This window comes from Pseudomonas knackmussii B13 (genome assembly GCF_000689415.1).
Classification (GTDB): domain Bacteria; phylum Pseudomonadota; class Gammaproteobacteria; order Pseudomonadales; family Pseudomonadaceae; genus Pseudomonas; species Pseudomonas knackmussii.
Genome location: NZ_HG322950.1, coordinates 3,480,912 through 3,499,817, shown reverse-complemented (window position 1 = coordinate 3,499,817; position 18,906 = coordinate 3,480,912). Strand labels below are relative to the sequence as shown.

General features: G+C 67.4%; 17 protein-coding genes. 12 read left to right on the top strand and 5 right to left on the bottom strand.

What is annotated here, in order from left to right; all coding sequences use genetic code 11:
* Nucleotides 1-43 precede the first annotated feature (43 nt).
* The 4 genes from PKB_RS16315 to PKB_RS16300 all read right to left on the bottom strand — a co-directional run bounded on the left by PKB_RS16315 (nucleotide 44) and on the right by PKB_RS16300 (nucleotide 3,241).
* The gene (locus PKB_RS16315; protein WP_043253171.1) at nucleotides 44-496 is read right to left on the bottom strand and encodes a hypothetical protein; all 453 of its coding nucleotides are present in this window, start codon (nucleotides 494-496) and stop codon (nucleotides 44-46) included.
* Between the two features lie 104 nt (nucleotides 497-600).
* Entirely contained in the window at nucleotides 601-993 is a 393-nt protein-coding gene (locus tag PKB_RS16310; protein WP_043253170.1) for a hypothetical protein, read from the bottom strand.
* 155 nt (nucleotides 994-1,148) lie between these two features.
* Nucleotides 1,149-1,808 (bottom strand): glutathione S-transferase family protein, encoded by a 660-nt coding sequence (locus PKB_RS16305; RefSeq protein WP_043253169.1) that lies wholly within the window; start codon nucleotides 1,806-1,808, stop codon nucleotides 1,149-1,151.
* A gap of 110 nt (nucleotides 1,809-1,918) precedes the next feature.
* Nucleotides 1,919-3,241: a CapA family protein gene (locus PKB_RS16300; RefSeq protein WP_043253167.1), complete on the bottom strand. Its 1,323-nt coding sequence runs from the start codon at nucleotides 3,239-3,241 to the stop codon at nucleotides 1,919-1,921.
* A 275-nt stretch (nucleotides 3,242-3,516) separates the two neighbouring features.
* Here PKB_RS16300 and PKB_RS16295 point away from each other — a divergent pair, with 275 nt between their 5' ends.
* From PKB_RS16295 to PKB_RS16270, 6 genes are all read left to right on the top strand, one after another.
* Complete coding sequence (locus PKB_RS16295; RefSeq protein WP_043253166.1) at nucleotides 3,517-5,379, top strand: DUF1302 domain-containing protein; 1,863 nt, start codon at nucleotides 3,517-3,519, stop codon at nucleotides 5,377-5,379.
* 19 nt (nucleotides 5,380-5,398) lie between these two features.
* A complete protein-coding gene (locus PKB_RS16290; protein WP_043253165.1) occupies nucleotides 5,399-6,757 on the top strand; it encodes a DUF1329 domain-containing protein in 1,359 nt (452 codons plus the stop codon).
* 305 nt (nucleotides 6,758-7,062) lie between these two features.
* Complete coding sequence (locus tag PKB_RS16285; protein WP_043257429.1) at nucleotides 7,063-7,971, top strand: LysR substrate-binding domain-containing protein; 909 nt, start codon at nucleotides 7,063-7,065, stop codon at nucleotides 7,969-7,971.
* A gap of 98 nt (nucleotides 7,972-8,069) precedes the next feature.
* Complete coding sequence (locus PKB_RS16280; protein ID WP_043253163.1) at nucleotides 8,070-9,257, top strand: M20 aminoacylase family protein; 1,188 nt, start codon at nucleotides 8,070-8,072, stop codon at nucleotides 9,255-9,257.
* A gap of 21 nt (nucleotides 9,258-9,278) precedes the next feature.
* Nucleotides 9,279-10,550: an MFS transporter gene (locus PKB_RS16275; RefSeq protein ID WP_043253162.1), complete on the top strand. Its 1,272-nt coding sequence runs from the start codon at nucleotides 9,279-9,281 to the stop codon at nucleotides 10,548-10,550.
* A 77-nt stretch (nucleotides 10,551-10,627) separates the two neighbouring features.
* Nucleotides 10,628-11,716, top strand: a complete 1,089-nt coding sequence (locus PKB_RS16270) for a M14 family metallopeptidase (protein ID WP_043253160.1) — start codon at nucleotides 10,628-10,630, stop codon at nucleotides 11,714-11,716.
* A gap of 16 nt (nucleotides 11,717-11,732) precedes the next feature.
* Here PKB_RS16270 and PKB_RS16265 read toward each other — a convergent pair whose 3' ends face one another.
* Nucleotides 11,733-12,107: an NUDIX hydrolase gene (locus PKB_RS16265; protein ID WP_043253159.1), complete on the bottom strand. Its 375-nt coding sequence runs from the start codon at nucleotides 12,105-12,107 to the stop codon at nucleotides 11,733-11,735.
* A gap of 321 nt (nucleotides 12,108-12,428) precedes the next feature.
* Between PKB_RS16265 and PKB_RS16260 the strand changes: the two genes are divergently transcribed.
* From PKB_RS16260 to PKB_RS16235, 6 genes are read left to right on the top strand one after another with little or no spacing between them, the layout of a single operon-like run.
* On the top strand, nucleotides 12,429-13,778 hold the full coding sequence (locus PKB_RS16260) for an outer membrane beta-barrel protein (protein WP_084166660.1): 1,350 nt from the start codon (nucleotides 12,429-12,431) through the stop codon (nucleotides 13,776-13,778).
* 17 nt (nucleotides 13,779-13,795) lie between these two features.
* Nucleotides 13,796-15,100: an ABC transporter substrate-binding protein gene (locus PKB_RS16255; protein WP_043253157.1), complete on the top strand. Its 1,305-nt coding sequence runs from the start codon at nucleotides 13,796-13,798 to the stop codon at nucleotides 15,098-15,100.
* A gap of 4 nt (nucleotides 15,101-15,104) precedes the next feature.
* On the top strand, nucleotides 15,105-15,836 hold the full coding sequence (locus tag PKB_RS16250) for an ABC transporter ATP-binding protein (RefSeq protein WP_043253156.1): 732 nt from the start codon (nucleotides 15,105-15,107) through the stop codon (nucleotides 15,834-15,836).
* Nucleotides 15,830-16,522: an ABC transporter ATP-binding protein gene (locus PKB_RS16245; RefSeq protein WP_043253154.1), complete on the top strand. Its 693-nt coding sequence runs from the start codon at nucleotides 15,830-15,832 to the stop codon at nucleotides 16,520-16,522. Before PKB_RS16250 ends, PKB_RS16245 begins: the two co-directional genes overlap by 7 nt.
* Before the next feature lie 2 nt (nucleotides 16,523-16,524).
* Entirely contained in the window at nucleotides 16,525-17,388 is an 864-nt protein-coding gene (locus PKB_RS16240; protein ID WP_043253153.1) for a branched-chain amino acid ABC transporter permease, read from the top strand.
* Entirely contained in the window at nucleotides 17,388-18,407 is a 1,020-nt protein-coding gene (locus tag PKB_RS16235) for a branched-chain amino acid ABC transporter permease (RefSeq protein ID WP_043253152.1), read from the top strand. The genes PKB_RS16240 and PKB_RS16235 overlap by 1 nt, the downstream gene beginning before the upstream one ends.
* Nucleotides 18,408-18,906: the final 499 nt, after the last annotated feature.

Sequence of the window (18,906 nt, the reverse complement as noted above, 5' to 3'; positions counted from 1 at the left end):
CGCGACCCGGTGGAGCCTGCGCCCACCAGGCCACGCCGAAGGATCACTGCGCGGGTTTCTCGGCCGGCGTCTGCATGGGCATACCCTGCATGGGCATGCCTTGCATGCCTGTCTGCGGCCCCATCATGCCGGCCTGCTGATCCATCATCTGCATCATCATTCCCATCATCTTCGAGTCCATCATCCGCATGTGCGGGCCCATGCCCTTGCCGGCGCAGCCGTTCTGCATCATGCCCATGCCTTCCTTCATCGCCAGCATTCCTTCGCGCATGGCTGCCTGGCGTTCCTCCGGGGTCTTGGCGGCGGCGATCTTGTCGTGGATCGCCTGCATCTTCTTCATGTGCTCGGCGATGGCCGCTTCCTGCGCCGGTGCCGGGGCAGGCTTGCTCTGGGTTTTCGCCGGGGGCTGCTCGGGGGTCTTTTCGTCGGTGGCGACGGCTATGAGCGGGCTGCTGATCAGCAGGGCGGCGACAAGCGATTTCAGGGTCATGTTCATGGTGAACTCCAGGTGTCGGGACGAATGAGGCGAAACGTGGCCGCGCCATGCAGGGCAGGCGAGGCGAGGCAGTGCGTCCGCAGGACGGGCGCACGGAAGGCGGGTCAATCGTTGAAGCGGACGAAACTCAGGCGTGCCGGCGGGCGTGGCGGTCCGGGCAGGTGGATGGCGCGGGCGGCGAAGCGTGGCCGGCTGGCGGCGGGGAGAAGGAGGACGGGGAGGGTGATCAGCAGAGCCCAGAGGACCTGGTCGAAGGAAAGCTGACCGGGCGACAGCTTCAGCGCCGACGCGCCGTCCTCGCAGAACTGCAGGCAACCGCTGGCATGCAGCTGGTGCGAGCGATCATGCGCGCTGGCCGATGCCTCGGGATGGGCGACCAGAGGATCGTGCGCCAGGTAGGACAGGCAGCCATGGCTGACCGCAACCGCGAACGCCAGCACCCACAGCATCAGGGCCATGCGGAGCAATGCGCGTTGATGGTTCCGGAACCAGGACATCGGTCAATTCCGCCCAATGAGTACCACGACACTAGCGCCGGCAGCCGGGCGCCATTTGATCCACGTCAAGCAAAGTTGCTCTTCGCCAAAGGTGCAAATCCATCGGGTTGCACCTTTGCGTCATTCGCGCCGGCATATCCTGCCGCGGGCCGGGTTCAATCGCGGTCGGGTGCGCCGAGCGGGAACAGCGGGCGATAGGGGCGGGCCTCATCGACCGCGCGGGCGAACGACGGGCGTTTTAGCAGTCGGGCGCGGTAGGCGCGCAGGGTGTGGTAGCCGTCGTCGATCGGGTGCGTCCAGTCGGCGTAGAACAGCGCCGGCGCCGCCGCGCAATCGGCGAGGGTGAAGGTGTCGCCGGTCGCCCAGGCGCGGCCGGCGAGTTCGTCTTCGAGCCAGGCGTAGGCGAGGCTCAGCTTTTCCACGGCGTTCTCCATGGCCTCCCGGCGCTTGGTTTCATCGCCGCTCATCGCGCCGCCGACGGCATGCTGCACCGGGCTCATCACATGCAGGTCGAAGAAGCGATCGAGGAAGCGCACCTCCAGCGCTGCTTGCGGATCGTCCGGCAACAGCCGCACCGCGCCGCCATGCATGAGCTGCAGGTACTCGATGATGATGCTGCTCTCGGCGAGGCTGCGCGTGCCGTCGAGCAGCACCGGGAACTTGCGCAACGGCCACAGGTTCAGCCAGTCGGCGGTGTGCTGTGGCCAGTCGGGCCCGACGCAACGGAACTCGAACGGCGTGGCGTTCTCGTAGAGCGCGATCAGGACCTTCTGCGTGTATGAGGAAAACGGATGACCGTAGAGCGCGAGCGACATGGCGGCGGCACCTGGCAGGAGAGGAAGTCCAATCCACTCTAGCCACTGGCTGGCGCGTTTGTGGTTTGCTGACGGAAGGGCTGTTGGCGGTCCGAGTCCGGACCGCCGGCTCAGAGCGCGATGCGGGCGATGTCGCCGTCCAACTGCAGCTCGGTGCCGTAGGGCGCGCTGAGCTTGGCGAAGCGTTGCAGGATCTGCTGCGCGTGCTCGCCCTGCGCCAGGCGCGGACGGCCACGGCGATGGATCGACTCGCCGAGGCCGAGGCTCACCGGGTGCAGTTCGATGCTCGCCAGGCGGTTGCCGTCGAACCGGCAGACCGGCACCAGCGACTCCCAGAAGCGCGCGTCCGAGGGGAAGCTGCGGGTGTCGTTCTGGGTGCGCTGCTGGAACACCTTCGACGGGGTCTGGTTGCGCTCGACGCGGAATTGCTCGTAGCTGTCGATCGGCAGGCGCTCGACCAGCTCGTTCTGGCCGATGAAGTTGCCCAGGCTGTAGAAGATCGGCTTGCCGTTGTACATCTCCATGCCGCGCAGCAGGTGCGGGCCGTGGCAGACGACGATGTCGACGCCGGCCTCGATCATCCGCCGCGCCACCGGCTGGAGGAATTCCGCCGGGGCTTCCAGGTCCCAGTCGCCCTCGGCGTTGAAGCCCAGTTCGTGGGCGTGGATGCTCAGTACCACGACGTCGGACATCACCCGTGCTTCCTCGACCCAGCGCAGGATGTCGTCGACGTCCTTCTTGCGTGGCGCGGTGCGCACGCGGGTCTGCTGGCCCTCGCGGAACAGCAGCGGGGTGAAGGGGCCGAACACCGCCAGCGACGGATGCGGCAGCGGGTGGGCGAAGCCCAGGTCGACGGCGCCCTGGTACAGGCGGTCGAGGCCGAGGCTGGCGATCAGCTCGCGGACCTGGGCCATCTGCGTCGGGTTCACCTCGTGCACGGTGTCATAGCGCAGCGGGTTGAGGCCGGGGCGGCCGGGCATGTCGCGGGTCTGGTCGCTGGCTTCCTGGCCCTTGCCGAATGTGGCGCTGCAAGCGAGCAGGGCGACGGTGCCTTGGGGGCGGGTGCAGTACACCGGGCGCCGCGCTTCTTCCAGGTTGCGTCCGGTGCCGGCGTAGAGCAACTCGCGCTTGTCCAGCTCGCGGTGCATGGCGTGCAGGCCGGCGATGCTGTAGTCCAGCGCGTGGTTGTTGGCGGTGGAGAACAGGTCGAAGCCGCCTTGCACCAGCTCATCGAGGACCCACGAGGGTGCGCCGAAGTGCGAGCCGCCGCTTTCCAGGGCCGGGTCGCCCTCGAAATCGTTGGGCAGCACTTCCAGGTTGGTGAAGCTGACGTCCGCCGCGCGGATCAGGTCGAACAGCGGACGCAGGGTTTCGTCCTCGCGGCTGTTCAGGCGGCGTTGCAGGATGCTGTCGCCGGTCAGTGCGATCTTCATGGGGGCTCCATCGGCCGGGTGGGATGGCGCCGCACTATAGGCAACAAGCGCCCGCGCCTGCGCTGAATCCTGCTTATCGCGATAGCCGCCGGTTATCGAGCCATGCGCGCTTCGTATTTGGCTATGGGCATAAGTTTTTTTCAGAAGTCAGCGATGTGACACGGCTCTTACCATGCGACCGCCCCCCAGGATCGCCGCGCTATTTCGTGGCGCCGGGCCGGGCGGCGGGCCCGGTGGGTCCGCCTCTTACCAGCAGGTTCCAGGCGGAGAACGACATGAGAAGAACAAGAGCCGGCGGCGGAGCAATGCGCCCTTCGACTTTGGCAATGGCAGTGGGCATGGCGGTTAGCGGCGTACCGGCCGTGCACGCGGCGACCTTCAACATCGGCGAGATCGAAGGGCGTTTCGACTCGACCCTGTCGGTCGGCGCCAGCTGGGCGATGGACAACCCGGACAAGAAATTCATCGGTTCGCGCAACGGCGGCACCGCCTCCAGCGCCACCTCCGACGACAACCGCCTGAACTTCAAGAAGGGCGAGCCCTTCTCCAAGCTGTTCAAGGGCGTGCATGACCTGGAGCTGAAGTACGGCGACAGCGGCGTGTTCCTGCGTGGCAAGTACTGGTACGACTTCGAGCTGAAGGACGGCCACCAGCACCTCTACGACATCGACGACAACGGCCGCGACCAGGCCGCGCGCTCCTCCGGCGCGCAACTGCTGGACGCCTTCGCCTACCACAACTACAGCATCGCCGAACTGCCGGGCACCGTGCGCCTGGGCAAGCAGGTGGTGAGCTGGGGCGAGAGCACCTTCATCCAGAACGGCATCAACAGCATCAACCCGGTGGACGTCTCGGCCCTGCGCCGTCCCGGCTCCGAGGTCAAGGAAGCGCTGATTCCGGTGCCGATGTTCTACTTCAACCAGGGCCTGACCGAGGACCTGTCGATGGAGGCCTTCTACCAGCTGAAGTGGGAGAAGACCGTCCTCGACAACTGCGGCACCTTCTTCGGTAGCGACATCGCGGCCCAGGGCTGCGACACCGGCATGGCAATCAACGGCAGCGACTTCGACCGCAACGTCGACGGCACCGGCGTGAAGGGCGGCTACGGCTACGTGCCGCGCCTGGGCGACGACGACGCCCGCGACGGCGGCCAGTACGGCGTGGCCCTGCACTGGATGGCCGAGTCGCTGAACGAGACCGAGTTCGGCCTCTACGCGATGAACTACCACAGCCGCACGCCCTACAGTAACTGGCTGGTCGGCAAGGGCGCGTTCAGCGACCCGGTCGGCGGCATCATCGGCCAGGGCGGCAAGAGCACCGCGCGCTACTACCTGACCTACCCGGAAGACATCCGCCTCTACGGCCTGAGCTTCGCCACCACGGTCGGCACCACCGCGGTGTCCGGCGAGATCAGCTACCGCCCGAACATGCCGCTGGGCATCAACGGCACCGACGTTTCCGCCGCCGCGACCCTCGGCTCGGCCTCGACCAGTTCGCTGGTCAACGCCGGCTTGCCGATCTTCGCCAGCGGCTGGGCCGACTCGGCCTACGGCTCGCAGATCCAGGGCTACAAGCGCATGCCGGTGACCCAAGCGCAGGTGACCCTGACCAACACCTTCGACAACCTGCCGGTGGTGCGCGCCGATCGCCTGACCCTGGTCGGCGAAGTGGGCTTCACCCACATCAGCGACCTTGGCTCCACCGACGGCAGCGACCTGCGCTTCGGCCGCAGCAGCGTCTACGGCAACGGCGAACTGGCCGCGGCCGGCAGCTCCTCGCTGCTCGGCCTGTCGGGCAACGCGCTGTGCCAGAAGGTGGTCAACACCGCCAACCCGGGCGAGTGCAACGACGACGGTTTCTACACCGCCAACTCCTGGGGTTATCGCCTGCGCGGCCAGCTGGAATACAACGACATGCTCGGCGGCATCACCCTCAAGCCGAACCTGTCGTTCGCCCAGGACGTGCAGGGCTACGGCCCGACCTTCAGCGAAGGCGAGAAGGCGGTGAGCATCGGCCTGGATGGCGAATACCTCAGCCGCTACAACGCCAGCATCTCTTACACCGACTACTTCGGTGGCGATTACAACACCAACACCGACCGCGATTTCCTCGCCGTAAGCGTGGGCGTCAGCTTCTGACGCCCCTGGAGACTCCACGATGAAGCACAAGCTCCTGATCCAGGCCGGCTGCCTCAGCCTCGGCCTGCTCGCTGGCCAGGTCATGGCCGCCGTTCCCGCCGACCAGGCCGCGCGCCTGGGCGCCGACCTCACCCCGGTGGGCGCCGAGAAGGCCGGCAACGCCGACGGCAGCATCCCGGCCTGGACCGGCGGCCTGACCGCCAGCGCCGGCGCGGCCGACGCGGGCGGTTTCCTGCCCGACCCGTACGCCAGCGACAAACCGCTGTTCACCATCACCGCCCAGAACGCCGAGCAGTACAAGGCCAGGCTCACCCCCGGCCAGCTGGCGATGTTCAAGCGCTTCCCGGATACCTACCGCATCCCGGTCTACCCCAGCCACCGCAGCGTGAGCCTGCCGGCGGACGTCCTCGCGGCGGCCAAGCAGAACGCTACCCAGACCAGCCTCGCCGAAGGCGGCAACGGCCTGGAGCACTTCAAGCTGTCGATCCCGTTCCCGATCCCGCAGAACGGCCTGGAAGCGATCTGGAACCACGTCACCCGCTACCGCGGCAAGACGATGGAGCGCACCACCGCGCAGATGAACCCGCAGACCAACGGCGACTACACCATCAGCTACATGAAGGAGGACTTCGCCTTCCCCTTCGGCCTGAGCGACTACGACCCGGCGAAGATGGACAACATCCTCTACTACTTCCGCCAGGAAATTCTGTCGCCGCCGCGCCGCGCGGGTAGCGTGATGCTGGTGCTGGAGACCATCAACCAGGTCAAGGAACCGCGCATGGCCTGGATGTACAACGCCGGCCAGCGCCGCGTGCGCCGCGCCCCGCAAGTGGGCTACGACAGCCCCGGCGCGGAAGGCATGCGCACCTACGACGACTTCGACATGTTCAACGGCGCGCCGGACCGCTACGACTGGAAGCTGGTGGGCAAGCAGGAGCTGTACATCCCCTACAACAGCTTCAAGCTCGACTCGCCGACCGCCAAGTACGCCGACATCGTCAAGCCGGGCCACCTGAACCCCGACTACACCCGCTACGAGCTGCACCGCGTGTGGCACGTGGTGGCGACCCTGAAGGAAGGCCAGCGGCACGTCTACAGCAAGCGTGACCTGTACATCGACGAAGACAGCTGGCAGATCGCCGAAGCCGACGCCTACGACGGCCATGGCAGCCTCTGGCGCGTCGCCGAAGGCCATGCGCGGCCTTTCTACGACCAGCAGTTCACCTGGCTGACCGCGGAAACCCACTACGACGTGATTTCCGGCCGCTACACGGTGTCGGGCCTGCGCAACGAGGAGAAGCACAGCTACAGCTTCGACCAGCGCACCTCGAGCAACGACTTCACCCCGAGCGCCCTGCGCGCCACCGGGATTCGCTGACAACAACGAGCAACTCCACCGAAGCTCTATTTGGGCGGCCGGAAGGCCGCCCGTTTTTTTTCGGTGGGGGCGTAGCTGCGGATTTCATCGGCGAAGACCGGGGGGCAATGGTCCCGTAGGAGCGGATCTCATCCGCGAAACGCACCGCGCCATGCCTACCTTGTAGGAGCGGGCCACGCCCGCGATTCGCGGCCATGGGCCGCTCCTACAGGGGGGCGATACCGACCGGTCACCCGCCCGGCTGTCCCAGGGCCCCATTTTTGCTTTACCTTGCGCCCCCTCACTCGAACATGCGCACTCCGATCATGAAGCTGCATCAACTCCGCGCCATCGTCGCCATCTGCGAAAGCGGCAGCATCCAGGAAGCCTCGCGCCTGCTGCACATCTCCCAGCCGGCCCTGTCCAAGAGCATCAAGGAACTCGAGGCCGAGCTCGGCGTGCCGCTGCTGGTGCGCTCCAATCGCGGCATCACCGCCACCGAATACGGTGACCGCCTGGTGCGCCGCGCGCGCCTGGTGGTGGAGGAGGTGCGCCGTGCGCGCGACGAGATCGAGGCGCTCAAGGGCGCGATGGACGGCCGCGTGGCCATCGGCGTTTCGCCGGTGACGCCCAGCCAGCAGTTCGCCGCCTGCTTGCTGCGCTATCGCAAGCGCTACCCGAAGGTGCAGCTGCAGATCAACGAACTGCGCCCGGCCAAGCTGCTGGAAGGCCTGCGCGAAGGTCAGCTGGACCTGGTGCTGACCTCGCAACCGGCCTCGCGCAACATCGACGGTTTCCAGTGGCAGGAGCTGTACGCCCAGCCGACCACCCTGGCGGTGCGCAAGGGCCATCCGCTGCGCGCGGTGCGTTCGCTGCGCGAGCTGCTCGATCAGGAGTGGCTGATCCCCGATTCCCTTGAAGTCTCCCTGGCCGGCGAGATGTTCCGCGAACAGGGCGTGGAGCCGCCGCAACGCATCGTCGAATGTGCCTCAGTGGTGCTCTACGCGGAGCTCGCGGCCCATACCGATGCGGTGAGCTTCTGGTCGCGGCGGGTGTTCGACCTGCCGATCGTCTCCAGCACCCTGGATGCGCTGAACATCGCCGAGCGCGTGCCGGGTACCGACATTTCCCTGGTCTCGCGGCCGGCGGAACTGATGACCCGCGAGGCGCAGATGCTGGTCGACGACCTGGTCTACGCCTTCAAGGGGCCCCACCTGCAGAAGCCCGGCGCCTGACGATAACCAGCCTGGATAAGCATGTGCGAAGGTCATTATCCAGCCGCATCGGGGGTGGGGCATGCTGCGCGCCGTCATCACAAGAACAAGGACGCGGCATGAGCCAGGCACTCTTCGCACCCATTGCGCGAATCGTCGAACTGCAGGATGAATTCACCCGCATTCGCCGGCAGATCCACCAGCATCCCGAACTCGGTTTCGAGGAGCACCGCACCAGCGCGCTCGTCGCCGGCCTGCTGCGCGAGTGGGGCTACGAGGTGCACGAAGGCGTCGGCGGCACCGGCGTGGTTGGCGTGCTGCGCCTGGGCAACGGCTCGCGCAGCCTGGGCATCCGCGCCGACATGGACGCACTGCCGATCCAGGAAGCCAGCGGCGTGCCGCACTGCAGCCAGCACGCCGGTAAAATGCACGCCTGCGGTCACGACGGGCACACCGCCATCCTGCTCTGCGCGGCGCGTTACCTGGCCGAGTCGAAGTCTTTCGACGGCACCCTCAACCTGATCTTCCAGCCGGCCGAAGAGCAGCTCGGCGGCGCCGTGGCGATGATGGACGACAGCCTGTTCGAGCGCTTCCCGTGCGATGCCGTGTACGCCCTGCACAATGCCCCGGGCCTGCCGGTGGGCTGCTTCCTGACCCGCGAGGGACCGTTGTCGGCTTCCAGCGACCGGGTCAGCATCCGCCTGCTCGGCGTCGGCGGCCACGGTGCCATGCCGCATACCGCGAAGGACCCGGTGGTGGCCGCCGCCGAAATGGTGCTGGCGCTGCAGACCATCGTCTCGCGCAACGTGCCGTCCACCGAAACCGCTGTGGTCACTGTGGGGTCGATCCACGCGGGCGATGCGCCCAACGTGATTCCCGACCAGGCCGTGCTGCAACTGAGCGTGCGTGCCACCATTCCGGAGGTACGCGAGCTGCTGAAGAAGCGCATCGCCGAAGTGGCCCACGGCGTAGCGGCGGTGCATGGCATCGAACTGGATTATCGCTACGAGGAGTTGATGCCTGTGCTGGTCAACACGCCGGAGGAGACGCGTCTGCTGCGCGAGGTGGCAAGCGAACTGGTGGGGCCGCAGCGCTTGCTGTCCAACCCGCCGGCAGGCTTCCTCGGCAGCGAGGACTTCGCCTGGATGCTGCAGCGCCGGCCGGGCTGCTACATCGCCCTGGGCAACGGCCAGAGCGGGCCGAGCGGCTGCATGGTGCACAACCCCGGCTATGACTTCAACGACGCGGCCATTCCCTTCGGCGCCAGCCTCTGGGCACGCCTGGCCGAAAAATACCTGGTCGCCTGAGGCGGGGTGGAGAATCGATTCATGGGCAATTCCCGTCGCACCCTGGTGCTGGTCCTGCTGATGCTGGTGATGGTCATTAGCGTGATGGACAAGACCATCTTCGCCTTCGCCGGGCCGAAGATCATCGACGAGCTGAAACTCAGCCCCAGCGAGTTCGGCTTCATCGGCAGTGCCTTCTTCTTTCTCTATTCGATCTCCGGGGTGCTGGTGGGCTTTCTCGCCAACCGCTTCCCGACCCGCTGGATCCTCGCCGGCATGTCGCTGGTGTGGATGGCCGCGCAACTGCTGGTGGCGCTTTCCAATGGCTTCCTCGGATTGGTCGCCGGGCGCCTGCTGCTGGGCGCCGGCACCGGACCGGGCACGGCGGTGACCCAGCACGCCTGCTTCAAGTGGTTCGGCCCGCGCGAGCGCGTACTGCCGTCATCGATGATCCAGGTGTCGATCATGCTCGGCGCCACCCTCGGCGCGGTCAGCTTGCCGCTGGCGATCCAGCACCTGGGCTGGCGCGCGGCCTATGTCGGGCTGGCCGGACTCGGGCTGGCCTGGCTGCTGGCCTGGCTGCTGTTCGGTCGCGAAGGCAACCAGGTCGATGAGGTCGGGCGGAGCCCTGCGGGCGAGCGCCAACCGTACCGCCGCCTGCTGCTCAACCGCACTTTCCTCTGGGTGACCCTGGTCGGCTTCGTCGGCTACCTGCCCAACGCGCTGGTCTACAGCTGGGTGCCGGTGTACCTGCAGAAAGGGCAGGGCATGACGCCAATGCAGTCGGGCTACCTGGTGATGGGCGTGACCCTCGGGGTGATGGCCTTCAACCTGGTGATCTCGGCGCTTTCGCAGCGTGCGCTCAAGCGCGGAGCGTCGGTGCAGCGCGCCCTGGTGGCACCGCCGATGGTCTGCGCGGCGCTGGCGGGCCTCGCGTTCTGCGGACTGCTGCTGTTCCACGGCGACCTGCCGCTGGTGCTGGGCCTGTACTGCGTGGGCGCGGTGCTGATCAACGCGCTGCCGACCTTCTGCAACACCATCGTTGCGCACATCGCACCGACGGCGCAGCGCGGCTCCATGCTGGCGATCCACATCGGCGGCATGACCAGCGCCGGGATGCTCGCCCCCTGGCTGGTGGGCCGTCTGGTCGAGGCCTGCGGCGGCGACATCGCCCGCGGCTTCGAGACCGGCCTTGCGCTGTTCGGCCTGGGTGCGCTGGTCTGCGGGCTGCTCGGCCTGCGCATCGTCGACCCGGAGCGTACCCGCCGGGCACAGCAGCCCGACGCCGCGCTGGTGGCAGCCGCCAGCAGCTGACCGCGCACTTCCTCCTTTTCCCATCGCCCCGGTACCGCCGGGGCTCTCTCGAAAACTGCCTGATCATCGGAGCGGTGATGCTTCCTTCTGCGTGTTTTTCCCAGAGCTACGCCGAGGCGCGTGGCAAATTCCTGGCCGCCTGCCTGGACGCCGGCCTGACGGTGCAGTCGCACCGCCACCCGCTGGCGGGCCGCGAAGGTGAACTTCTGTCCCTGGACGTGGCGCGCATGGGCCCGGCCGACGCCGAGCGCCTGCTGATCATCAGCAGCGGCTGCCATGGCGTCGAAGGCTTCTGCGGTTCGGCGGTGCAGATCGCGCTGCTCAGCGACCCGGAGTGGCTGCGCGAGTGCGAGAAGGCCAATTGCGCGGTGCTCTACCTGCATGCGGCGAACCCCTACGGCTTTTCCTGGTGGCGGCGCTGGACCCACGAGAACGTCGACCTGAACCGCAACTTCATCGACTTCTCCAAGCCGCGCCAGCGCAACGAGAACTACGCCAAGCTCGACCCCATCCTGCTGCCGCGCCAGTGGCCGCCGGGCCTGTTGAGCCGCGCGCGACTCATCGGCTTCCTCCTCAAGCACGGGCGCAAGGGCGTACACAGCGCCGTCGCCGGTGGCCAGAACAGCCACCCGCAAGGGCTGTTCTTCATCGGCCAGGAAGCCACCTGGAGCAACCAGACCGTGCGCGAGGTGCTGCGCGAGCATGGCCGCCAGTGCCGGCGCCTGTGCTGGATCGACCTGCACACCGGGCTCGGCCCCAAGGGCCACGGCGAGCGCATCTTCGTCGGCGCCAACGATCCGCAGGCGCTGGAGCGCACGCGCCGTTGGTGGGGCAGGGAAGTGACCAGTTCCTACGACGGCGACTCGATCTCGGTGCCGCTGCAGGGCCAGATGATTCGAGCCGCCAGCGAGGAGTGCCCGCAGGCCGAGCTGACCGCCATCACCCTGGAATACGGCACCCTGCCAGGCACCAAGGTGCTGAGTGCGCTTTGCGCCGAACAGTGGCTGAGCAACACGAAGGAAGCGTCGCCGCAAAAGGCGCAGCGCATCCGCCGCCGGCTGCGCGACGCCTTCTATGTCGATGAGGATGGCTGGAAGCGCCGCGTCCTGGAGCAGGCCGCGGAAGCCTCGCGGCAGGGCCTGGCCGGGCTCTGCGCACCGGCCTGAAGCACGGCGCCCCGGCTCAATCGGGGCGCTGGCAGTCCTTGAGCAGGCGGCGGATGGACTTGTTCACGCTGCGCTGCTCAAGTTCTTCGAGGGAGAACCAGCGGCAGTCGGCGATCTCGTTGAGCGGTTGCGGCCGCTGGGGTTCCAGCAAGGCCGTTTCGAAGACGTAGTGCAGCGTCTGGTACAGCTCTAGAGGCGCGAGATACGCCAGACCGTCGACCTGCAGGCCGGTCTCCTCGGCCAGTTCGCGCAGCGCCGCCTGCTGCGGCGCCTCATCGGCCTCGATGCGTCCGCCAGGAAGATTCCATTTGCGTCGCGCCTTGCGCACGAAAAGGATCTTGTCGTCCTGCCGGCAAATTACAGTTGCCCGTTCCTTCGTCACGCTTCCCATGGGCACCCCCCGAATACGACCTGGCCCTACTCTTCTTGATAGCAGACAACCGTTGTCATGAAGTTGTCACATTTATCAAGCAAGAACGGCGCCAGCCGCCCGGCGCGCCTGTTCGCCGTCTTACGGCACCTGGGGGTCTGGGCTGACACGGAAGGTCGGCCCGGCGCCGCGCCGCACTGTTCTGATTTTGCGAACACTGCAGTCATTGAATGCCTAATTGTTGAGCAGTCGGCCGGCTTGTAGCTTCCCCACACCGGACAACGTCGGGCTCCCGCCCGGCACGGTCTCCGGCATAGGCCCGATAAAAATAAGGAAGCTGCCATGCCCGCCTTCAAGCCTTCGCTTGCCAGGCGCCTGCTCGTCCCCGTGGCGATGGGCGCAACGCTTTGCTCCTCCCTGGCCCTCGCCGACGGCGAGGACCCCAATGGTTCCCTGTTCCGCCATTTGTTCGGCGACAGCCTCGAACGCGACTACGGCATCAAGGTGCACGGGTGGGCGCAAGCCGGCTGGATCTACAACAACAACGGCAGCGACGACGTCAGCAAACAGGCGTTCTTCAACGACGACGAGGGCTTCAACCTCAACCAGCTGGCGGTCGCGGTGGAGAAGGCGCCCAAGAGCAACGTGATCGGCCGCGTCGGTCCCTTCCCCGGACCCATGCCGCAGGAAGCGGACTGGGGCTTCAACGTCACCGCGCTCTACGGCAAGGACGCGCGCTACTTCAAGACCTACGGCTGGGACGAGGACCTGGGCGTGAACCGCTCGGCAGGTCCCGAGGACGAGAATTTCACCATCGCCCAGGCGTACATGGACCTCTACTTCCCGGTGCTCGGCGGTTCCGACCTGATGGTCGGGATCTTCCACACGCCGCTGGAGAACGAGATCGGCTTCGCCCTCGGTAGCCCGGCGCCGGCGGACTTCTATACGCACACCTATTCGTTCATGCACGGCCCGGCCAAGCACGCCGGCGCGCTCTATTCATTCAAGCTGCCGCAGGAGGAAGGCGGCAGCATGCTCGGCTTCGAGCTGGGCCTGGTACAGGGCTGGAACAACCTGCAGGACCCCAACCACGATCCGGACGTGATCGCCAACATGCGCTGGCGCTCGGCGGACTTCCGCACCTGGGTCGACTGGGAAAACATCTATGGCAACGGTGCCGGCGACAGCTTTGCCGACTGCGCGTGTGGCTCGCCGATTCCCGCCGGCGACAAGCACCAGGACCTGACCCGTTACGACTCCTTCCTCACCGTCAGCCACGTGCTGGACGAACGCAACCGCGTGGCCGTCGAGTTCAATTACGGCTACCAGGAGGACGCCGCCTTCGCGGCCTTCGCCAACGAGCGCGTCGGACGCTGGTATGGCACCGACCTCAACTGGTACCACCAACTGGCGCCGAAACTGATGTGGAACAGCCGCGCCGAGTGGTTCCACACCACCGCGCCGGTGCATGTGCTGATGGCCAACATCGACCCGGACACCGGCATCCCCGACCCGAGCTGGGGCAACTTCTACGGCTTCACCACCAACCTGGCCTGGACCCCGGTTTCCAACGTCCGCCTGCGCCCCGAGCTGCGCTATGACATCCACAACGGCAGTGGCCGCGATGCCTTCGGCGACGGCCGCAAGGACAGCCAGCTGATCGGCTCCTTCGACGTCACCTTCTTCTTCTGAGCCCCGCGAGGTCTCCCATGAACGACAAGAAACTGCCCGGTGGCTTCAGCCGCCGCGACTTCCTGCGCGCCAGCGGCGTGGTCGCCGGCGGGGCAATGCTGGCCGGCCTGCCGGGCGTACCGGCGCTGGCCGGCGAAAAGGTCATCCGCATCGGCTACGTCAGCCCGCAGACCGGCCCGCTGGCACCCTTCGCCGCCGCCGACCGGTTCATCCTCGATGGCGTGACGCAGCTGCTGAAGAACCGCATCGACATCGCCGGCAAGGCCTATCGCCTGGAGGTGCTGGTCCGCGACAGCCAGTCCAACCCGAACCGCGCAGCCGAGGTGGCGAGCGAACTGATCCTCTCCGACGGCGTGGATCTGATGCTGGTGTCCTCCACCCCGGAAACCACCAACCCGGTGTCCGACCAGTGCGAGATCAACGAGGTGCCGTGCATCTCCACCGTGGCCCCCTGGCAGCCCTGGTTCTTCACCCGGGGCGGCAAGCCCGACCAGGGCTTCGAGTGGACCTACCACTTCTTCTGGGGCCTGGAGGACGTGATCGGCGCCTACACCGCGATGTGGGAAGGACTGCCCGGCGACAAGGTGGTCGGCGGCCTGTTCCCCAACGACGGCGACGGCAACGCCTGGGGCGACAGCAAGCTGGGCTTCCCGCCGGTGCTGGCGCAGAAGGGTTTCCAGCTGGTCGATCCGGGGCGCTTCCAGAGCCTGACCGACGACTTCTCCGCGCAGATCGCCGCCTTCCGCAAGGGCGAGGCGGAGATCGTCACCGGCGTGGTCATCCCGCCGGACCTCGCCACCTTCTGGACCCAGGCGCGCCAGCAGGGTTTCCGGCCCAAGGTGGTGTCGGTGGGCAAGGCGTTGCTGTTCCCCTCGGCGGTGCAGGCGCTCGGCCCGGCCGGGCAAAACCTGTCGACGGAAATCTGGTGGAGCCCGCAGCACCCGTTCAGCTCGTCCCTCGACGGGCGCACCTCGGCGCAACTGGCCACGGCCTACACCCAGGCCACCGGCAAGCAGTGGACCCAGCCGCTGGGGTTCGTCCACGCGCTGTTCGAACTGGCCGTGGATATCCTCCGCCGCACCGCCCAGGTGGGCGATCCGCACGCCGTGCGCGAGGCGCTGCTGGCGACCGAACTGAACACCGTGGTCGGTCCGGTCAGCTGGAAGCACGGCCCGGTGAAGAACGTCGCCAAGACCCCGCTGGTGGCCGGGCAATGGCGCCAGGGCGGGGCCTTCGGCTACGACCTGGTGATCACCGCCAACCGCACGGCACCGAACATCCCGCTGGGCGGCGAGATGCAGCCCATCACTTATGGAGGCTGAAGCCATGCAGCCATTGCTGGCCGTCGACGGCCTTCGCAAGCGCTACGGCTCGGTCACCGTGACCGATGACCTGAGCCTGCAGCTCGCACCGGGCGAGGCGCTGGGCGTCATCGGCCCGAACGGGGCGGGCAAGAGCACCCTGTTCAACCTGATCGCCGGCGGCGTGCGCGCCGACGCCGGGCGCATCCACTTCGCCGGAGTCGAGGTGACCGGCGAGCCGGTGCACCGGCGCTGCCGGCTGGGCATCGGCCGCTCGCACCAGATCCCGCATCCGTTCGTGAAGATGACGGTGTTCGAGAACCTGCTGGTGGGTGCGGCCTTCGGTGGCGGCAAGGACGAGCGCGGCGCAAACGAGTGGTGCGCGCAGGTGCTTGAGATGACCGGCCTGATGCGCAAGGCCAACGTGCTGGCCGGCTCGCTGACGCTGCTCGAACGCAAGCGGCTGGAAATGGCCCGTGCCCTGGCCACGCGCCCAAGCCTGCTGCTGCTCGACGAGATCGCCGGCGGACTGACCGAGGCCGAATGCCATGAGCTGGTGGAAACCATCCAGGGCATCCACCGCGGCGGCACCGCGATCATCTGGATCGAGCACATCGTCCACGCATTGCTGGCGGTGGTCGGCCGCCTGCTGGTGATCAACTTCGGCAGCAAGCTGGACGAAGGCGAACCGCAGGCGGTGATGGCCAACCCCAGGGTGCAGGAAATCTACCTGGGCATGGGAGGTGCTGCATGCTGACAGTGAACGGGCTGCGCGCCGGCTATGGCGACTTCCAGGCGCTGTTCGACCTCGACCTGGAACTGGAGGAGGGCGAGACCCTGGCGATCATCGGCGCCAACGGCGCCGGCAAGTCGACCTTCCTGCGCTCGCTGGCGGGGCTGATCCGCAACGAGCCCGAAGCCATCCGTTTTCGCGGCGAAGCCATAGGCGCGCTGCCGGCGAACCAGGTGCTGCGCCGTGGCATCGCGCTGGTGCCGGAGGGCCGGCGGCTGTTCCCCTCGCTGTCGGTGGAGGAGAACCTGCAGATCGGTGCCTGGGGCAAACGCCGCGGCGCCTGGGACCTGCAGCGCATCTACCGGCTGTTCCCGGTGCTCGGCGAGTTGCGCCGGCGGCCCGGCACGGCGCTGTCCGGCGGGCAGCAGCAGATGGTCGCCATCGGCCGCGGGCTGATGTCCAACCCGGCGCTGCTGCTGTGCGACGAGATCAGCCTGGGGCTGGCGCCTACGGTCATCAAGGACATCTACGCGGCACTGCCGACGATCAAGGAAGGCGGCACCTCGCTGATCCTCGTCGAGCAGGACATCAACCAGGCGCTTGGCGTCGCCGACCGCTTCTACTGCTTCCAGGAGGGACGCGTGTCCCTCAGTGGCCGCCCGCACCAGGCGAGCCGCGAGCAGATCCGCGCGGCCTACTTCGGAATCTAGATATGGACTGGCTCAATACCCTCATCCAGGGCGTCCTGCTGGGCGGCCTGTACGCCATGTTCGCGGTCGGCCTGTCGCTGATGTTCGGCATCATGCGCCTGGTCAATATCGCCCACGGCGACTTCATCGTGCTGGCCGCCTACCTGGCGCTGGTGCTGTGCAACGGTCTCGGCCTGTCGCCGCTGGCCAGCCTGGTGCTGGTGGTACCGGCGATGTTCGGCCTGGGCTACCTGCTGCAGCGCCTGCTGCTCAACCGCACCCTCGGCGGCGACATCCTGCCGCCGCTGCTGGTCACCTTCGGCCTCTCGGTGATCGTGCAGAACGCGCTGCTCGCCGGCTTCAGCGCCGACAGCCGCAAGCTGTCCCAGGGCGCGCTGGAAGTCGCCAGCGTCAGCGTCGGCGAAATCAGCGTCGGAGTCATGCCCCTGCTGGTGTTCGGTTGCGCGCTGCTGGTGATCGGCGGCCTGCAGCTGCTGTTCTACCGCACCGCACTCGGCCGCGCCCTGCGCGCCACCTCGGACGATCCGCAGACGGCGCGCCTGATGGGCATCGATAACAGCCAGCTGTTCGGCCTGGCCATGGGCCTGGCGATGGCGGTGGTGTCCATCGCCGGGGTGTTCCTCGCCATCCGCACCAGCTTCGACCCGGCGATAGGGCCGGGGCGCCTGCTGTACGGCTTCGAGGCGGTGATCATCGGCGGCCTCGGCAGCCTCTGGGGCACCCTGGCCGGTGGCGTGATCCTCGGCGTGGCGCAGGCGGTAGGCGCGCGCATCGATCCCGGCTGGCAGATCCTCGCCGGCCACCTGATGTTCCTGCTGATCCTGCTGGTCCGCCCGCGCGGCCTGTTCCCCCGGAGTGTCGACTGATGAATGCCATGAATCCCGTCTGGCGAGTGCAACGCGCCACCCGCAGCAGCCGCGTCGGCCTGGGCCTGCTCGGCGGCCTGCTGTGCCTGCTGCTGTCGCTGCCGGCCTGGGCGTCCCCGGCGCTGCAGCACGCGGTGATCGAGTTCGCCTACTACCTGGCGCTGGCGCAACTGTGGAACCTGCTGGCCGGCTACGGCGGCATGGTTTCGGTGGGCCAGCAGGCCTTCGTCGGCCTCGGCGGTTACCTGCTGTTCCTGCTCGCCGGCAAGCTGGGCCTGCCGCCGCTGTTCGCCCTGCTGGCGGCGGGGCCGCTTACCGCCGCGCTGGCGGTCCCCTCGGCGCTGCTGCTGTTCCGTTTGCGCGGCGCCTATTTTGCCATTGGCACCTGGGTCCTGGCCGAAGTCTTCCGCCTCGGCCTGGCGCAGGTCGGCAGCCTGGGCAGCGGCTCCGGGCAGAGCCTGCCGGCGACGGTGATCCGCAGCCTGGGTGCCAGCCGCGACGCTCGCGAGGCGCTGCTGTACTTCAGCGCCCTGGGCATCGCCGTGGCGCTGATGGCGGCCATGTTCCTCCTGCTGCGTTCGCGGCAGGGCCTGGCGCTGACCGCGATCCGCGACTCCGAGGCGGCCTCCGGCAGCCTGGGCGTGAACACCCGGCGCACGCGCCTGCTGGTCTACGTGCTGGCCGCCGGCGGCACCGGGCTGGTCGGCGCGCTGATCTTCCTGCAGAAACTGCGCATCTCCCCGGACGCCGCCTTCAGCGTGCAGGACTGGACCGCCGCGGTGATCTTCATCGTCATCATCGGCGGCATCGGCAGCCTGGAAGGGCCGCTGATCGGCACCCTGGTGTACTTCGCCCTGCGCGCCTGCTTCGCCGACTACGGGCCGCTGTACATGATCATTCTCGGCAGCGTCGCGGTGCTGATGATGCTCAAGGCCCCGCAGGGCATCTGGGGGCTGCTCGCCGAGCGCTACGGCTGGCAACTGCTGCCGATGCGCCGGACGCTCAGCGAGCAGCGGTAGCTGTAGGAGCGAGCTTGCTCGCGAACGGCCGCGTGCCGAATCGGTTCGCGAGCAAGCTCGCTCCTACGAAGATCTGCGCTACATGAGGCTCTGGTTCTAGCCTTTAGGTCTTCCAGATAAACATCCGCGCACGCCAGGCCGCCCCTTACAGAAGGCCGAGCTAAGCCCACGCAGAGGAGGTTGCGCGACATGGATGTCGCAAAAGCCCCGATCAGTACAGGGACGTACTGTCGGGGCGGGCCTCCGGGTGCGTGGGGATGTGCGAGGGAAGTCCGGCTCCGCCGGACCCGTATGTCGGGGCAAGCCTTTTGGTTCCTTTTTGGCGTTTGAAAAAGGGACTCGCCCGAGGGGGCGAAACAGGAACTATCCGAGCACGCCGAAGCGGCGCGCGACACCAAGCGGCGAGCTTCTGGGTGACTCGCTCCGCTCGCCCTTCGGGCCGCGCTAAAGCGCGTTCAGCGCAAGCGCTGTCCCGCGTTCGCGGGGATGACGGGATGTA

Bases quoted from the DNA above. Each gene is read 5' to 3' on its own strand.
- PKB_RS16315 (WP_043253171.1), bottom strand. From the start codon at position 496: ATGAACATGACCCTGAAATCGCTTGTCGCCGCCCTGCTGATCAGCAGC.
- PKB_RS16310 (WP_043253170.1), bottom strand. From the start codon at position 993: ATGTCCTGGTTCCGGAACCATCAACGCGCATTGCTCCGCATGGCCCTG.
- PKB_RS16305 (WP_043253169.1), bottom strand. From the start codon at position 1,808: ATGTCGCTCGCGCTCTACGGTCATCCGTTTTCCTCATACACGCAGAAG.
- PKB_RS16300 (WP_043253167.1), bottom strand. From the start codon at position 3,241: ATGAAGATCGCACTGACCGGCGACAGCATCCTGCAACGCCGCCTGAAC.
- PKB_RS16295 (WP_043253166.1), top strand. From the start codon at position 3,517: ATGAGAAGAACAAGAGCCGGCGGCGGAGCAATGCGCCCTTCGACTTTG.
- PKB_RS16290 (WP_043253165.1), top strand. From the start codon at position 5,399: ATGAAGCACAAGCTCCTGATCCAGGCCGGCTGCCTCAGCCTCGGCCTG.
- PKB_RS16285 (WP_043257429.1), top strand. From the start codon at position 7,063: ATGAAGCTGCATCAACTCCGCGCCATCGTCGCCATCTGCGAAAGCGGC.
- PKB_RS16280 (WP_043253163.1), top strand. From the start codon at position 8,070: ATGAGCCAGGCACTCTTCGCACCCATTGCGCGAATCGTCGAACTGCAG.
- PKB_RS16275 (WP_043253162.1), top strand. From the start codon at position 9,279: ATGGGCAATTCCCGTCGCACCCTGGTGCTGGTCCTGCTGATGCTGGTG.
- PKB_RS16270 (WP_043253160.1), top strand. From the start codon at position 10,628: ATGCTTCCTTCTGCGTGTTTTTCCCAGAGCTACGCCGAGGCGCGTGGC.
- PKB_RS16265 (WP_043253159.1), bottom strand. From the start codon at position 12,107: ATGGGAAGCGTGACGAAGGAACGGGCAACTGTAATTTGCCGGCAGGAC.
- PKB_RS16260 (WP_084166660.1), top strand. From the start codon at position 12,429: ATGCCCGCCTTCAAGCCTTCGCTTGCCAGGCGCCTGCTCGTCCCCGTG.
- PKB_RS16255 (WP_043253157.1), top strand. From the start codon at position 13,796: ATGAACGACAAGAAACTGCCCGGTGGCTTCAGCCGCCGCGACTTCCTG.
- PKB_RS16250 (WP_043253156.1), top strand. From the start codon at position 15,105: ATGCAGCCATTGCTGGCCGTCGACGGCCTTCGCAAGCGCTACGGCTCG.
- PKB_RS16245 (WP_043253154.1), top strand. From the start codon at position 15,830: ATGCTGACAGTGAACGGGCTGCGCGCCGGCTATGGCGACTTCCAGGCG.
- PKB_RS16240 (WP_043253153.1), top strand. From the start codon at position 16,525: ATGGACTGGCTCAATACCCTCATCCAGGGCGTCCTGCTGGGCGGCCTG.
- PKB_RS16235 (WP_043253152.1), top strand. From the start codon at position 17,388: ATGAATGCCATGAATCCCGTCTGGCGAGTGCAACGCGCCACCCGCAGC.